We start from the raw sequence: 16,819 nt of genomic DNA, 5'->3' as shown, positions 1-16,819 counted from the left end.
TGCGAATGCAAATAAAATACCTGCCCGAAAAATGTATAGGCTGCCGCCTGTGCGAAATGGCCTGCTCCGGCGTCAAAGAAGGGGTTTTTAATCCTTCCCTGGCCCGGCTGCAGGTTGCATCACGGTATAAAGCATACAAGCTGGTCAATGAGGCTAAAATCTGCGACAGCTGCCAAAGCTGCGTGAGGGCATGCTCCACCGGCGCGATCAAATTTGAGGAAGGCCGGCTGGTATTTGTAAAAGACGACTGCGTTAAATGCGGGGCTTGTTTTGAGGCCTGCCCCACCGGCGTGCTGAGGCCGGGCGGAGACGAATTCCCGCTGCTTTGCGACGGCTGCCAGGGCGACCCCTACTGCGTGAAATGGTGTCCCCACGGGGCGTTAATCCTTGAGGAGGTGGGTTAGATGGCCGGTTATCAAGACTTGGTTCTCAGAGTTAACCTCACCACCGGTAAGGTGGCCACCGAAAGCCTGAATAAAGAATGGGCCAGAGACTTTCTTGGCGGCAAAGGGCTGGGGATCAAGTACCTTTATGAAGAAGTCGGCCCCGGTGTGGAAGCGCTTTCCCCGGAAAACAAGCTGATTTTTATGACAGGGCCGTTTACCGGAACTATCGTACCCTGTTCCGGTAAATTAGGCATCATTACCAAGTCACCCCTTAACGGTTACATCCTTGACTGCTCCATCGGCGGGTCGGCCGCAGTGGAAATCAAGCGGGCCGGTTATGACGCGGTTATTGTCGAAGGCAAATCTGATTACCCCGTTTACCTGTTGATTGAAGACGGCCAAGTTGAATTAAAAGAAGCCGGGGATTACTGGGGGCTGTGCTGTCACGACACCGAAGAAAAGTTAAAAAAGGTTTACGGTGATGATTACAGCGTCCTTTCCATCGGACCGGCGGGAGAGAACCTGGTTGCCTACGCCTGCATTACCTCCGATTTATACCGGCAGGCGGGCCGGGGCGGCGTAGGGGCTGTAATGGGCAGCAAAATGCTAAAGGCTGTGGTGGTCAAAGGCACAGGGGCGGTGCGGGCGGCTGACGCTAAAAAATTGATGGACGTCACCTATAACGCGTATAAAAACGACCTGCTTACCGATACCAACCTCTGGGCCTATACCGACGGGACGCCGATGATTGTGGAACTTTCGCAAACCACCGGCATTCTGCCGACCAGGAACTTCCAGCAAGGCACCTTTGACCAGTTTGCCAATATTAAATCGGAGGCGGTGGCTGCCGCCAGGGAGGCCAAAAAAGGCTGCGTCAGCTGTGGGCTGGGCTGCGGCAACTTTACCCGGGTTGGCGAAGCCGTGGTGGAAGGGCCGGAATATGAAACCCTGTCCATTGCCGGTTCCAACTGCGGGATCAACGACCTGGGGGCCATAGTTAAATTTAATGCCAACTGCGATGCCTTCGGGCTGGACACCATTTCCGCGGGGGGCACTATCGCCTTTGCCATGGAAATGACCGAGAAGGGCATTTACGATTTTGGCATCCGCTTCGGCGATGCGGATAAATACGTTGAATTGCCGGAATTAATTGCCAAAAGAGAGGGCCTGGGTGCCGAGCTGGCCCTGGGCGCAAAGAAGTTGGCCGAAAAGTACGGCGGCATCGAATTTGCGATGCAGGTTAAGGGCTTGGAATTTCCCGGCTATGACCCCCGGGGGGCCTGGGGGATGGGCCTGGCCTACGCCACTGCGCCGCGCGGCGCCTGCCACATGAGCGCCTGGCCGGTGGCTGACGAAGCTTACGGCGAGGGCAATCCCTTTACCATTGAAGGCAAAGCGGAAATGGTCAAAGACTTGCAGCATTATAACGCGGCCAAGTTCTCACTGATATTGTGCGATTTCTGGGCCCTGTCCTTTGATATTATGGCGGAAATGCTTTCCGCGCTGCTGGGCGAGGAAGTGACCGCCCAGTCTCTGGAACAGGCGGGAGAAAGAATATTCAACCTGGCCAGGCTGTTTAACACCAGGGAAGGCCTGAGCGCCAAAGACGACGTGCTCCCGGCCAGGATTCACCGGCACCCGCTGGCCACCGGCTCTACCGAAGGCAAGACACTGCCCGAGGAAGAGTTTATAAAGATGCTATTGGAATATTATTCAATTCGCGGGTGGGATAATAACGGTGTCCCCTCCGGCGAAAAACTTCAGGAGCTTGGCTTAAGATAAAAACAGAAGATACAGCGTTCTGACCTTGTCATTGCGAGGAGCGAAGCGACGCGGCAATCTCTTCATAAGCAACATTCAACGCCCTGCTTCTGTCATTGCGAAGAGCGGAGCTGCATGGCAGTCTGTTGCCGCGCTGCGCTCGCAATGACGAAGGTAAAAGGAAGATAGGCTTGATAATAATTGAATTGCGCGGGCCACTGGCACGCTACGGGTGTGAGCACGGGGAAAAAGGCAGGATAGAAGCGAAGGCAGACAACGGAGTCACTGTGCGGCAAATCCTGAACCAAGTTCCCATACCGCTGCAACACGTGGGACTCATAGTGGTAAACGGCAAAAAAGGAAGCTTGCAAACCATGCTCAGTGAAGGTGACAGCGTAGTCATCTTTCCTGTAGTGGCGGGAGGCTAAGCATATGTGTTAGGCATGCGGTTGTGTCAATATTTGAAAGTCTGTCATGGCGAGGAGCATAGCGACGCGGCAATTCCGGATTACTTCGCTGCACTTGCAATGGCAGTTCCTTCTAAGTGTTAAATCATTATTAAAAGGGGGATGTTAATGTCGGTTCAGGAGAAAGCCGCTGGCGCGCCTGATGTTTATTCGGGTGAGCTTAAGCGGGGGTTGAAGCCCAGGCATTTGCAGCTTATTGCCTTAGGCGGCATCATTGGGAGCTGCTACTTTCTGGGGACGGGCTATGTGGTTGAATCAACCGGCCCGGCGGCGATGTTTGCGTATCTGCTTGGCGGATTACTGGTGTACATGGTTATGGTATGTCTTGGTGAATTGGCTGTGCATATACCAATTTCCGGATCCTTTGTTAATTATGCCAACGACTTCATAAATCCAACTTGGGGCTGTGGTGTGGGTTGGTCTTATTGGACGACCTGGGTGACCTATGTGCCGTCGGAAATGATTGCAGCCGGTATTATTATGCATACCTTCGTTCCTGCGGTTCCGACTGTGTACTGGGCGTTGTTCTTTGGTTTATTAATTACTATTATCAACTTGACCTATGTTGGAACATTTGGTGAATTGGAATTTTGGCTGGCTTTAATTAAGATAATTGCGATAATTATGTTTTCGGTAATTGCCGTATTGATTATTCTGGGCGTGATCGGAGGCCAGCCGTCCCCAGGGACCTCAAATCTCCTCGGGCAGGGGGGGTTGTTCCCGTCCGGTGTCTGGGCGGTGTTCCTCACTATGGTGATGATCCTGGTCAATTTCCAGGGCTCGGAAATTATCGGATTGGCTGCCGGTGAAAGCCAGGAACCGGAAAAAACCATTCCAAACGCGGTAAAAAATGTAACCTACCGGATTATTGCCCTCTATGTAATTCCTGTGATGCTTTTAGTTACCATTATTCCCTGGAAAGAAGCGGGCCTGGAGGAAAGCGTGTTTGCCATGGCCCTGAACAGCTACGGTTTCCATTGGGCCGGCGCCATTTTCTCCTTTGTTGTGCTGACTGCTGCCATTTCTTGTTCCAACAGCGGCCTGTACGCCACATCCAGGGCGGTTTTCGCCCTGGCCAGGGAAGGCATGGCCCCGCGCTGGCTGGGCAAGGTAAACGCCAGGGGAGTTCCCTATAATGCCATTTTATTCTCGGTGGGCGGCTGCTGGATCGGGGTTATCGCCTTTACCGTTGATAAGAGTGAAATGCTTTATACTTACCTGTTGGCCCTTTCCGGCTTCACCGGAGCAATGGCTTGGATTTCCATCTGCTGGTCGCAGCTGAAGTTCCGGCGCAAGCTTGAACAAACCGGCTATGATGTCAGCAAGTTAAAGTATAAAGTCCCGTTATTCCCCTATTTTACCCACTTTGCCATTTGGGCCCAGGTGGCCTGTCTGGTGGTAGTGGCGCTGAATCCGGACTTGCGGGCATCACTTTACGTCGGACTGCCCATGCTGATTCTGCCGATGGTCTGGTACCATTTCTGGGGCAAAAACAATAATGTTTTGGATTCCGGTAATAGAGTTCGATTTGAGGATGTTTTTAAAGGCTAAAAATATTTCTACGTAGTCTAGCGGCACCGGGGCCGCCGGCATGAAAAGGGAAACCAGGTGCCGGCGGCTTATTGGTGCCGCTGCCGTTTAACGCTGGTTAAGCAGGACCTAAAGCATAATATTTCTGTTATAATTATGTGGGGATAATAAGAATCAAGCCCGGGCCGGGTGAGATCCCTGTCGCCCTGCTTTTGGCATTGCGAGGAGCGAAGCGATGTGGCAATTTATTAATCGAGGGTTGGATATCCAAGAGGTGAAAAAATGATTAACGCCCAACCTTGGGGAAAACTTTTGACAGAAAATACTGATGAGGCTGGAGTTTACGTGTTGGGAGTGCCCTTTGATCTTGCCGTCAGCTGCGGAAAAGGCGCCGCCCTGGCCCCGGAAAAAATCAGGCACCTGTCCAGGTACCAGCCGGCCACTACGGAAACAGGAACAGCCATTGACAAAATTAAAATTATGGATGCAGGGGATATCCCGCTTGACCTTAACTGGGATCGCTACTTTAAAACGGTTGAAGACAAGGCCTTTGAATTGATGTCCGGTAACAGGTTCTGCCTGTTTATCGGCGGCGACCATTCGGTAACCATTCCCCTGCATCAAGCCTTCGGCAGGTCGTGTGCCGGCAAGGGCAAGTTTGGTGTTATTCATTTTGACGCCCACTGCGACCTCTGTGACTCTTACGATGGTCACGGCTGGTCCCACGCGTGCACGGAAAGAAGAGCACTGGAAGAAGTGATTAAGCCGGAAGATTTGACTCTGCTTGGTATACGCTCCTTTGAGGAAGAAGAACTTGAATTTCTAGCCGGCCACCCGGAAATAAAAGTAATTACGGCTTGTGACCTGTATTACACCGGCATTGAGAAGGCCATTGAGGAAATTATGAAACGCTATGCCGGTTACGATGCCGTCTACTTTACCCTGGACATTGACGTGCTGGATCCGGCCTTTGCGCCGGGGACGGGCACGCCCGAGCCGGGGGGGCTGTCCACCCGGCAGTTGTTGGAACTGGTGAAACTGGTGGTGGGAAAACTGCCGGTGAAAGCTATGGATGTTGTGGAAGTTTCGCCCAGTTTGGATCATTCCGATATAACCTCCTGGGCGGCCCTAAAAATTATTTACGAGGTGATTGGCTGCCTCAATTACAAGCTAAAGCCAAGTAATGGATTTAATAAATAACTTGTAATTTGTCGAATTATCGTGTAAAATTAGTTGAATTTAAAGATATAAAAACCATTCCAATGCTGAGTGGTTTACGGCGAGGAAGCTGTGCTAAGGTTGTTTTTCAACCTTTGACGGCTTTTTTTTTGGGGGGGTGGGCTATGAAGCAAGGTAGGTTAATTTAATGCAGGTATTTTGCTGCTGTGGCTTGAGCAGTTTAAAGGAGGATTGTAATGAGTAGCCGGTTTATCCTGGCCCTGGCTCAAACGGGAGCTGTTTTATACGATAAGGAACAAAACATAAAAAAAGCAGAAGTCCTTATGTCTGCAGCGGCGTCCGGTGGGGCACGGGCGATTATCTTTCCTGAAATGTATTTAACTGGTTACATGGTTTATGACAGGTTGGCTGAACTGGCGGAACCGCTGGACGGGATATATATTGGAAAGCTTGCCGCGCTTGCCCGTCGTTTCAATTTGGTGACGGTATGCGGTTTTCCGGAAACAAATCCGGGTGCTTTGCCTTATAACAGCGCCTGTGTAATTGAAGCGGACGGGACAATACTCGGTTGTTACCGGAAAACGCACTTATTTGGTGAGGAATCCAAATATTATACCCCTGGCCGTGAATTTTATGTTTTTGAAACCTCTCTTGGTGAATTAGGTGTGATGATCTGCTTTGACTCTGAATTCCCTGAAGTTTCAAGAATACTAACGCTTCAAGGGGCTAAATTAATTGTGTCGCCCACCGCCAACATGGACCCCTACAGTGAATATCAATCGGTTTATATTAGGTCCCGGGCGATGGAGAACGGGGTTTTCGTGGCAATTGCCAACACGGTTGGCGCGGATGAAAAATTCAGTTACTTCGGTCAAAGCTCGGTGGCGGACCCTGTGGGTAGACTGTTATGTACCGGGGGACCTGGGGAAGAATTGCTGCTGGCTGACATAGATTTAAACCTGGTACGGGTGCGGGACGAGGCTTTGAACTACCGTAAACACAGAAGGCCGCAGCTATATGGTCTTTTGACTCAAGAGCAATAATAAAATCTATTTTTAATATTCTTAATATACTAAAATTATGTTTAAATAAACTTTATGCTATTAGGAGGTTGTAGTGTGACTGTGGACAATAAAACTTCCGGGCAGCTTGAAAAGTTTGGTTACAGTCAGGATTTGAACCGGGTTCTTTCTTTAAGTTCACTTATATATTATGGACTGGCCTATCTGGTTCCCCTTACTATTTTCACCACTTACGGTTTGGTTTCCAATATGACCCACGGTATGTTGTCCCTGGCCTATCTCGTTGCAACAGTTGCCATGGCTTTTACCGCTTTTAGCTATAATCACATGGTTAAAGCCTTTCCCATTGCCGGGTCGGCCTATTCTTATGCACACAGGTCCATCAGCCCGTATGTCGGGTTTATGTCGGGTTGGGTTATTTTACTGGATTATATGTTGTTGCCTATGATTAATTATTTAGTTGCCGCGCTATTTATCGTCGAGGCATTGCCCGGACTTCCCAACTGGGCATGGATTCTTATTTTTATTGTTTTGGTTACCGTAGTAAATTACTTTGGGATTCAGGTCACTTCCTGGGCCAACAGCCTGTTGATTTGGGTTCAGGTTGTGTTTGTGCTGGCTTTAATGTTCTTTATTATCAAATGGATTTCGGCTGGTGGAGGAGCAGGCACCTTTTTTGATTGGAGCGCATTTTTCAACTCAACTGAGTTTAACAAGCCTGATATGGGTTGGAAAGTTATTTTCGGCGGTGCGTCGATCCTCGCGCTTTCTTTCCTTGGGTTCGATGCGGTGTCCACTGTTTCGGAAGAGGCGCACAACCCGGAAGTTAATGTTGGCCGGGCTATCATCATTACCTGTATCGGTGCGGGTCTGTTCTTTATCGTCATAACCTATTTTACCCAGCTTGCCTGGCCGACAGGATGGAATGAATTTAAGAGTGTAGACACCGGTGCTTATGAATTAATCAGCAAGGTAGCCGGCTCGTTTATGGGGTATTTCTTTACGGCTGCCTACGTGCTCGGCTGCATGGCTTCGGCTATTGCTTCCCAGTCCTCGGCCTCCCGCATCTTGTTTGGTATGGGGCGGGACGGAATATTACCCAAAAAGTTCTTTGCCTATCTGCATCCGAAATATAAAACTCCAACTCGCAATATCTTTTTAATTGCTGTAATTAGCCTTGCTGCGCTGGTTTTAAGCCTTTCCACGGCTGCTTCGCTGATTAACTTTGGGGCTTTGATCGGATTTGTGATGGTGAATATATCGGTTATTTCCCACTACTTCATCCGTAATAAGCAACGCGGGGGGCGCAATTTAATCCGTTATTTGCTCCTTCCGGCTGCAGGTGCCTTAATCTGCCTGGTAATCTGGTTCAACCTTGACATCAAGTCCAAAGAGCTGGGCTTAACCTGGACAGTGGTAGGCTTAATATACCTTGCCATTACCACCAAGTTCTTCAAAAAGCTTCCGCCGGAGATGGACTTCAATTCATAGTATTTGGGCCTATTGGGACCGGGACTGATCAGCACCGGTGTGTTTTCAAACATAACTTGATCTGAATAATTGGATGATTTCCATATGTCACGGTTGATGATCCTGCCATCAGTATACGGGGGTGACAACATGAATGTAAAAATAGCTTTGATTCAGATGTCCTGCGGAAAGGATATTAAGGCGAATATAGAAAAAACAGTCTACATGGTGCAAGAAGCGGCTGCGGGCGGCGCCAATATTATCAGCCTGCAGGAGCTTTACCCCAGCCGTTACTTTCCACAAACAGTTAACGTGAAACATTACGAATTGGCCCGTCCCCTGACTGACGAATCCGTAGAAATAATGCGCCAAATCGCGGCGGATAAAAAAGTGGTCATGGTTGTTCCGGTATATGAGTATGCCAGACCCGGGGTTTATTTCAACACAGCCGTAGTGATTGACGCCGATGGGAGTATAGCCGGCAAATTTAGAAAAATTCACATTCCCGAAGGCCCGCAATACCTGGAAAAATTCTACTTTACCCCTGGTGATTTGGGCTACCCGGTGTTTAAAACGGCGTACGCCACTGTCGGCGTAGGGATTTGCTGGGATGAATGGTTTCCAGAAGTGGCCAGGATCCTGGGGCTAAAAGGCGCTGAGATTATTTTCTACCCTTCCGCCATCGGCAGCGAGCCCGACCGGCCCGAATACAGCTCCCAGGAAGCCTGGGAAACCGTAATTAAATCCCACGGCATTACTAACGGTCTCTTCATCGGGGCGATAAACAGGGTTGGCGTGGAGGACGAAATGAGCTTTTACGGCGGCAGCTTCATCAGCAACCCCTTTGGAGAGGTGCTGGCCAGGGGTGGCGACGGTGACGAAATTGTGGCAGCCGAGATAAACCTCAAGCAAATTGAAGAATTCCGCAACTTGCTCCAGTTTTATCGCGACCGGCGCCCGGAAACCTACGGCGAGTTAGCCAAATTAATCATTGAGTAAGACTTGAGTAATATTATAATATTGGTATTATACGGTTATTATGATGGGGTCAGACCCCCCTGCAGGGGGCTGGCCCCTAAACACACCTTGAAAAGAGGTTTTGCAGGTGTTTGATTTGGTAATTAAAAACGGGACGCTGGTAGACCCGGAGAGAGGCCGCGTAACTGTAGGTCACCTGGGCGTCAGCGGTGGAAAAATTGCCGCCATTGCCAGGGACGAAATTGATGGTAAAAAGACAATTGACGCGGGGCTGTCCGTGGTCTGCCCGGGCTTTGTCGACATCCACGCCCACGTGGACGGATATCATTATTCCGCCCGGTGTATGGCCAGGCAGGGGATAACCACTACCGTGGGCGGCAACTGCGGCTTCGGCCCCCTGGACCTTGCCGGTTTCTTTGACAGATACGAAGCGGAAGGGTTCCCCATCAACCAGGCCATGATGATCGGGCATTCCTTTACCCTCAGGGAAAAGGTGGGGGCTGAAGATCCCTATTCCCCGGCCACCAGGGAACAGGTCCGGCAAATGGCCGAATTGCTGGAAACGGCCTTTCAGCAGGGAGCGATAGGGCTGTCCTTCGGCCTCGAATACGCCCCGGGTTCCTCTGATGAAGAAGTGCTGGTGCTGAGCCGGATTGCCGCCAAATATGGCAAACTGGTGGCGGTTCATACCCGCACCGATTCCTGGGCGGGCATCGGCGCGATCAAGGAAGTGGTGCGGATAAACGAATTGACCGGGGCGACGGTGCAGGTGTCCCACCTGGTATATCAGGTGGGGATGGGTATGATGACCGAGGCGCTGGAAGTGCTTGACCATGCTGTGGCCTCGGGCCTGGATGTGGCGGCGGACAGCGGCATGTACCACGCCTTTGCCACCTTTATCGGCTCGCCGGTGTATGATGAAGGCTGCCTGGAAAAGTGGGGCTGCACTTACCACGATTTATTTGTTGCCACCGGCAAATACGCCGGCAGGCGCTGCACTGAAGAAATGTATCGCGAATTGAGGGCGAACCACAAGGACGATGTGGTGGTGGCTTTTGCCTGCAGGGAGTCCGAAGTATATGAAGCATTGATGCCCGGCTACATGATGGTTAGCACAGACGGGGCGGTGGGTTCCCCCGAACCGGGCACCGGACACCCGCAGGACGCCGGGACCTACCCGCGCTTTTTTCAAAAGATGGTCAGGGAGCAGGGCAGGCTGACGCTGGTTGAGGCGGTGCGCAGGTGCACCCTGCTGCCGGCCGAGCGGCTCGGTTTGGGCAGCAAGGGACGGCTGAAAGTGGGCGCCGATGCCGACCTGGTGATTCTCAACCTGGACCGGATTGCCGACAGGGCGGATTACCCCGGCTTTGGCATCCCGGACGCGCCCCCCGAAGGCATAGAACACGTTTTGGTCAATGGCCAGCCGGTGGTGGAAAAAGGACAAGTCCTCGAAGACGCCCTTCCCGGCCGCGTCATCAGGCCAGCCTGCCAAGTGTGGAACTGGGTTTAGTGGAACTGGCTCCCGCGTGTCATTGCGGGGAGTGAAGCGACGAAGCAATCTCACTGAATTGTTTCGCCATTGAGATTGCTTCGCTGCGCTCGCAATAACAGTAAGGGAAATTGCGCTACATCTTGATGCCGTATTGTTTAATCTTCCTGTATAAAGTGGCTCTGCTGATGCCCAGCGCGGTTGCAATTTCCTTTTTGCTGTAATTATGGCTGGAAAGCTCCATAATTTTCTTGGCCAGTAAGTCTTTTTCCATATTACCCAGGTCATTTCTATAATTTGTTTCGATTGGAACTGTATTGCCGCTGTTCAGCCAGTGCCCGCTTACCCTTTTGGGTATGCTGTCCAGGGTGATAATTTTACCCGGTTCCATGTTCACCGCGTATTCCACGGCGTTTTCCAGTTCCCGGACATTGCCGGGCCAGTCGTACTGGATAAAGGCCTGGCGCACATTTTCGCTGAAATCGTCAATATTCTTGCCCAGCAGGCTGCGATATTTGTCCAGAAAATAATCCATTAGTATGGCAATATCTTCTTTCCTGTTGCGCAGCGGGGGGATATATAAAGGAATCACGTTGAGCCTGTAGAATAAGTCCTCTCTGAATTCGCCTGTTTTGCACATTGCTTCCAGATCCCTGTTGGTGGCGGCCACAATTCTTACATCCACGGGAATCGGGTGATTTCCCCCCACTCTTTCCACCTGGCGCCGCTGGATGGCGTGCAGCAGCTTAACCTGCAGATGCAGCGGAAGGTCCCCAATTTCATCCAAAAATATCGTGCCTTCGTTGGCCAGCTCAAATTTTCCGGGGCGACCTCCCTTGCGGGCGCCTGTAAAGGCTCCCTCCTCGTAGCCAAACAATTCGCTTTCCAACAAAGTTTCCGGAATGGCGCCGCAGTTGACTATGACCAGCGGTTTATTGCGCCTGGGGCTGGCGTAGTGAATGGCCCGGGCGAATAGTTCCTTGCCCGTTCCGCTTTCGCCGGTGATTAAAATAGTTGAAGCGCCCTTGGCCACCCGCAGCGCCTGGTATTTTACCTCAATGATTTTCCTGCTGTTGCCCTTGATGTGGTCCAGTTCCAAGGCTATTTTATTGTCCGTCAGGTCATAGGCCAGCTGCCTGGCGTCAGACATATTCCTGAACGATATAACCGCTCCCATTGGATTGTCCTCCAACCAAATGGGAGTGGCGGTTACAAGAAGATGCATCTGGTTGGGGGGTGCGCCATAAAGCTCCTCCTTCTCCCGGTAGCCGATTCCCGTTTTGGCAACATTTACCACCGGGGAATTGGGCCAGATTTCTTCTATGTGCCGGCCCAGCAGATGCTTGCCTGGAATACCAATAATCGACTCGGCATATTTGTTGCAGTGAATGATTAGATTATCCTTGCTGATTGAAATAATACCCTGGTTTATGGTCTCAATAATAACGTTTAATTTGTTGGAAGTAATCTTCAGCCGGTTGTAGGCTTCAACTTCCGACACCCTGGAAGCCAGCAAAAAAGCCATGCGGGTGAGAAAATTCAGCAACTGGTCTTTTTTATCCATCAGCTGGTTTTTTTGCTTTTCATCAAATGCAACCAGGGACATTACACCGATTACCTGTCCATGCAACTTAATCGGGCAGCAAATCTCCCCCATTTCCCCCATTAGAATGGGGCCGTAAAAGTCGGCTTCCGGGTCTTCAATAATAATTGGATTACCGGTTTTCAATACCCTGGTGTAGATAAAATCCTCATCTGTATGCCAGGCTTCCTCATCCTTGGTACCGACCAGGTCTCTATACTTTCCCGTTCCGGCCACGATGTTATATTGATTGTCCAAAATTTCGGTTTCAACGTCCAGTACGGCGGAAATGGCTTCGGCCACCTGCTGTGCGGTATCCGATATTGACATTAATCGGGAACATTCATATGTTGGGGACATTCCTCCGAAGGAGGTGTGTCCCCTTTCCTTATTTGGAGGTGTGTCCCCTTTCCTCAGAAGAGACATGGGTCTGCATCCCTCTCATTTGAGATTGCTTCGCTGCGCTCGCAATTACAGTTCCTTGTATCCGGACCGGAATTCCTTCTACATATAGTAGTTCAAGTGGCAAAAAGACAATATTAAGCAGTCAGGCATTGCGAGGAGTGAAACGACGTGGTAATCCATATTTAAAGCCGGAGCTTTAAATATAATATTCTTGATTGCCATATTGGAATCCTGTTTTTTTCGATAAAACTGTCTCACAAGTGATTAAATAATTTCAAAGATGAAACAGGTGTTTCAAATTAAAGACAAAATTAATGCGTTTTGGAGTGTTTATATATAGCTGTTTACTGTTTTATCACCTAGCATTAAATTTGCAAAAAATTTTTCTTGAAAAAATTATTGAAAAAATTCCGTCCCAAAGATATTAATGCAAAGCAAAATCAAATTAATTTGTTTCAGCATCAATTGTGTAAGACTTGCCGGATTGCTGGCTGTGTATTGTATACAAGTGGACCTCAAAAAGCAGATAATGCATGTTTGCATTATTAAGTGAGGCGATTAATCAATTATCCCCTAATGGCAGCATTGTAAATATTGCGCATTCTGGCATTGCCTTTGCTAGTTATTAAAGTTAAATGAAAGTCAAATGCAAAATTAGGGAGGGGTTATCATGACCCAGGAAATCAACAGTTTTGAAATTGTAAAGGATTTAATTGATACCTCCGTCAAGAAATTAAATTTAAACAAATCGGTATACAATATACTGAGTGAGCCACAGCGGGTTCTTACTGTGAACATTCCGGTCCAAATGGATGACGGCGAGATAAGGGTTTTTACCGGTTACCGGTCTCAGCATAACAACGCTCTGGGCCCATATAAGGGCGGTATCAGGTTCCACCAGGATGTAAACCTGGATGAGGTCAAGGCGCTTTCAACCTGGATGACTCTCAAATGCGCCGTACTGAACGTCCCCTATGGCGGCGGCAAGGGCGGGATTATTGTCAACCATAAAGAACTGTCGCCGGGGGAACTGGAGCGGCTGAGCCGGGGTTATATCAGGGCGATTGCCCCCGTTCTCGGCGCCGAGCTTGACATACCGGCCCCCGACGTGGGAACCAACGGCCAGGTTATGAGCTGGATGATGGATGAATTCTCCCGTTACCGCGGCCACAACGAGTTTGGTATGATTACCGGCAAGCCGGTGATTGTCGGCGGTTCACTGGGCAGGGTGGAGGCCACCTCGCGCGGGTGTGTCTTCACTATCCGCGAGGCTGCCAAAGTAACAGGACTTGAACTTAAAGGAGCAACTGTGGTGGTGCAGGGGTTCGGCAACGTCGGCAGCATAGCTGCCAGGCTGCTCCAGCAGGAAGACGGCTGCCGCATCCTGGCCGTCAGCGATTCGTCCGGCAGCGCTTATAATCCCAATGGTCTTGACATTGCCGCTCTCGAAGAATTCAAAGCCTGCACCGGCAGCGTTAAAGGATTCCCCGGCAGCAAGGACATCAGCAAAGATGAACTGCTGGCTCTGGAATGTGACATACTGGTCCCGGCCGCATTGGAAAACCAGATTACGGGCGAAAACGCAGCCAAAATTAAGGCCAAAATCATCGCTGAAGGTGCCAACGGTCCCACAACGCCCGAGGCCGACCGCATTCTGGCGGAGAAGAAAATCCTGGTGCTGCCCGATGTGCTGGCCAATGCCGGCGGCGTAACCGTATCCTACTTTGAGTGGGTGCAGAACCAGTACGGCTACTACTGGTCTGAGGAAGAAGTAAACAACAGGCTGGAGAGAAAGATGGTTGAAGCGTTTAATAATGTATACAGCCTCTACCGCAAGCGCAAGGATGTCGACATGAGGGGCGCCGCCTACATGGTGGCAATCGAACGCATCAGCCAGGCCATGTACATGAGGGGCTGGCTGGGTAACCAGGCTTATCAGCAAGTCAAATGTGAGATAAAGTTGGCCTAAATTGTAAGTAATAATTTAGGGGAGTGATGATAAATGACAAGGTGCCCGATGGCATATGCGTCCGACCCGTGCAAAAATTGCGAGCAATACGGTAACTGCGCGCCCAGCCAGATGGTGCGGAAGATGGAGGAGCTGGAAAGGCAAATCAAAGAATTAAAGCGCATGCTGGACAGAAATGACAAATTCCGCTACGCCAGGATCAGCTGAACATAATGCTCTTTTATTACCATTATTGTGTGCCCAAAGGCATACAATTTGACTCATACAAGCTATCTTCCTATAACAGACCCGTGCTCACACCGGGTCCATTTTTTTACTTTTGGAAAGTATACTGGCCATATATATAGCCAGGGTTAAGGAAAAAAGTACTGAAAAGCGCGCGCTAAGGGAACTGATTCAGCGCGCTTTTCATGTTAAAAGGGAGTATAATGGGGGTGAAGGGGGTGTGGGGATGCATTTGACTGCCGGCAGTCACGGGGTAATTACGGCTGATGCTTCGGGCAGAATAACTATGTTGAATGACGCAGCCAGGGCGCTTTTAGGGCTGGGGCTGCGCAGTGTAATCGGCAGGTCGGTTAAAGAGATCATACCCGATACCAGGCTTACCGATGTGATGCTGAATGACCGGGAAAGCAAAGAAGAAAAAATTAGTGCCGGTCGTAAGAGGCTGATTGTAAGCCGCACCCCGGTTTATGAAAATGCGCGGCTGGTTGGTTCTATTTTCATAGTACAGGATACCTCGGAACTGGAGAAAGTTAAGGAGCAAATGCAGGAGCTTAAAGAAGCCAGAGATGAGCTGGAGGTTATTCTCAATTCCTCATACGATGAAATTTTCGTCATTGACGGCGAAGGTATTACCAGAAAAATTAATAAGGCCGGTGAGAGCTTCTATGGCGTTGATACAAATGAGCTTATCGGCAGGAATGTAATTGAGCTGGAAGAGCAGGGTTATTTTTCGCCTTCGGTTACCCGGCTGGTTTTCGAAAGGAGGGAGCGGGTAACCATAACCCAGACGACTCGCAGCGGCAAAGAGCTGATTGTGACGGGGAATCCTGTTTTTGATGAAAACGGTAACATTACCAGAGTGGTTGTAAATTCGCGGGATATTTCCGAGCTTGCCAGTTTGCGCAGGATGTTAAAGGATACCGAGCGGCTGGCTGATAATTACCGGAAACAGATGCTGCAGCTTAACAGCGAGCGGAAAGACGGGCACCGGGACCTGATAGCTTCCAGCCCGCAAATGGTTTCACTGCTGGAAATGGCGGATAAGATTGCCGCCGTTGACAGCACGGTTTTAATCACCGGCGAGTCCGGGGTGGGTAAAGGTGTTGTGGCGGCAAGAATTCATAAAATGAGTTCCCGCAGTGCCGGGCCCTTTGTTACCATCAACTGCGGGGCTATTCCGGAAAATCTGCTGGAGTCTGAATTGTTCGGGTATGCCTCGGGGGCTTTCACGGGGGCCCGCAAGGGGGGCAAAAAGGGCCTGATTGAAATGGGCGACGGGGGTACGGTGTTTCTTGACGAAATAGGCGAACTGCCCCTCAACCTGCAGGTTAAATTACTGCACGTCATCCAGCAAAAAAGTGTGCTTCCGGTAGGCGGAACGGCCGCGGTTGATGTTAATGTCAGGTTTGTTGCCGCTACCAATCGCGATCTTAAAAAAATGGTCCAGGAAGGCTCTTTCCGGGAGGACTTATTCTACAGGCTGAATGTCATTCCTCTGGAAATTCCGCCGCTGCGCGATAGGCGGGAGGATGTGGAGGTGCTGCTGGATTATTACCTGGACCTGTTTAATAAAAAGTACGGCATGGCCAAAAGGTTCAGTGATGAGGTAAGGGAGGTTCTGGACCGGTACAGCTGGCCCGGCAACGTCAGGGAAGTCGAGAACATTGTAGAAAGGCTGGCGGTTACGTCGGATGAGGTTGAGATTAAACCGAACCACCTGCCGGACTATGTGCTCAGCAAAGTAAGCGAAAAAAGCAATAAAATCTTCATTCCTGATATTTGCCCTCTGGATGAAGCCGTGGAGGAAGTGGAAAGGCAATTGATTGAAAAGGCCTTCAAGGCGTTTGGCAACACTTACCGCATGGCGGAGGTCCTCAATATTAATCAGTCCACGGTGGTTCGCAAAATGAAAAAATACCTCACTGCTTCAAAGAGGAAGCCGGGGCCAAAAAAACATAAAAGTAACTTTTCATCATCTGTAACTACTTAGTAGTCAGGAGTCAGAAGACAGAAGACAGGAGTCAGAAGTTGGGAGTCGGGGGCGGAATGAGAGAACCGGCTCGGGGCATTCTGACTCCTTAAATTCCGAATACCTGAATATGGCTGGCGTAATTGCTTCAATTTGGCATGTCTAAAGTAAAAAATATATTTAAAACCCGGCCTCTTTAGAAGGAAAAAGGCGTTTAAGCGGAGAACTTGTTCCTGATAAATGATCAGACTGACGCATAGATTAACATATATTAAATAGTACAACTTATCACAAGAAAAATTACAATTTGTCTACAAGGAATAAGAGAACCGGCTCAAGGCACTCTGAATTCCTAATAACAGCTGGATTATTAACATTTGTCACAAA

At 49.9% G+C, this 16,819-nt stretch carries 13 protein-coding genes; 12 read left to right on the top strand and 1 reads right to left on the bottom strand.

Translation table 11 applies throughout. The annotated features are described in order from the left end of the window. The first annotated feature begins 5 nt into the window (after window positions 1-5). From H569_RS19505 to H569_RS0106765, 9 genes are all read left to right on the top strand, one after another. The gene (locus H569_RS19505) at window positions 6-404 is read left to right on the top strand and encodes a 4Fe-4S dicluster domain-containing protein (protein ID WP_034629839.1); all 399 of its coding nucleotides are present in this window, start codon (window positions 6-8) and stop codon (window positions 402-404) included. After that, window positions 405-2,168 (top strand): aldehyde ferredoxin oxidoreductase family protein, encoded by a 1,764-nt coding sequence (locus tag H569_RS0106800; RefSeq protein ID WP_027364383.1) that lies wholly within the window; start codon window positions 405-407, stop codon window positions 2,166-2,168. Between the two features lie 125 nt (window positions 2,169-2,293). Next, a complete protein-coding gene (locus H569_RS19500; RefSeq protein ID WP_169726453.1) occupies window positions 2,294-2,575 on the top strand; it encodes a MoaD/ThiS family protein in 282 nt (93 codons plus the stop codon). A gap of 147 nt (window positions 2,576-2,722) precedes the next feature. Continuing rightward, window positions 2,723-4,165, top strand: a complete 1,443-nt coding sequence (locus H569_RS0106790) for an amino acid permease (protein ID WP_027364382.1) — start codon at window positions 2,723-2,725, stop codon at window positions 4,163-4,165. A 261-nt stretch (window positions 4,166-4,426) separates the two neighbouring features. After that, window positions 4,427-5,344: an agmatinase gene (gene speB / locus H569_RS19495; protein WP_051273389.1), complete on the top strand. Its 918-nt coding sequence runs from the start codon at window positions 4,427-4,429 to the stop codon at window positions 5,342-5,344. A 215-nt stretch (window positions 5,345-5,559) separates the two neighbouring features. Further along, complete coding sequence (locus H569_RS0106780) at window positions 5,560-6,366, top strand: carbon-nitrogen hydrolase family protein (RefSeq protein ID WP_027364381.1); 807 nt, start codon at window positions 5,560-5,562, stop codon at window positions 6,364-6,366. Between the two features lie 75 nt (window positions 6,367-6,441). Next, window positions 6,442-7,836, top strand: coding sequence for an APC family permease (locus H569_RS0106775; protein ID WP_051273387.1), 1,395 nt, complete (start codon window positions 6,442-6,444; stop codon window positions 7,834-7,836). A gap of 129 nt (window positions 7,837-7,965) precedes the next feature. Then, window positions 7,966-8,814, top strand: coding sequence for a carbon-nitrogen hydrolase (locus H569_RS0106770; protein WP_034629815.1), 849 nt, complete (start codon window positions 7,966-7,968; stop codon window positions 8,812-8,814). Between the two features lie 106 nt (window positions 8,815-8,920). Beyond that, window positions 8,921-10,303, top strand: coding sequence for an N-acyl-D-amino-acid deacylase family protein (locus tag H569_RS0106765; RefSeq protein ID WP_309294778.1), 1,383 nt, complete (start codon window positions 8,921-8,923; stop codon window positions 10,301-10,303). A gap of 115 nt (window positions 10,304-10,418) precedes the next feature. Here H569_RS0106765 and H569_RS0106760 read toward each other — a convergent pair whose 3' ends face one another. After that, a complete protein-coding gene (locus tag H569_RS0106760) occupies window positions 10,419-12,224 on the bottom strand; it encodes a sigma-54-dependent Fis family transcriptional regulator (RefSeq protein ID WP_027364377.1) in 1,806 nt (601 codons plus the stop codon). Window positions 12,225-12,936: 712 nt separating this feature from the next. On the opposite strand from H569_RS0106760, the gene H569_RS0106755 reads away from it, so the two are divergent. The 3 genes from H569_RS0106755 (at window position 12,937) to H569_RS19490 (ending at window position 16,453) form a co-directional block, all read left to right on the top strand. Continuing rightward, a complete protein-coding gene (locus H569_RS0106755; protein WP_207637529.1) occupies window positions 12,937-14,238 on the top strand; it encodes a Glu/Leu/Phe/Val family dehydrogenase in 1,302 nt (433 codons plus the stop codon). Window positions 14,239-14,271: 33 nt separating this feature from the next. Then, window positions 14,272-14,445 (top strand): hypothetical protein, encoded by a 174-nt coding sequence (locus H569_RS22455; RefSeq protein WP_157833477.1) that lies wholly within the window; start codon window positions 14,272-14,274, stop codon window positions 14,443-14,445. 244 nt (window positions 14,446-14,689) lie between these two features. After that, entirely contained in the window at window positions 14,690-16,453 is a 1,764-nt protein-coding gene (locus H569_RS19490; protein ID WP_051273404.1) for a sigma-54-dependent Fis family transcriptional regulator, read from the top strand. Window positions 16,454-16,819 lie beyond the last annotated feature (366 nt).

The sequence above is a fragment of the Desulfotruncus alcoholivorax DSM 16058 genome, assembly GCF_000430885.1.
Lineage (GTDB): Bacteria > Bacillota > Desulfotomaculia > Desulfotomaculales > Desulfallaceae > Desulfotruncus > Desulfotruncus alcoholivorax.
The sequence above is the reverse complement of the archived record's forward strand: the minus strand, read 5'-3'. Positions and strand labels throughout refer to the sequence as shown.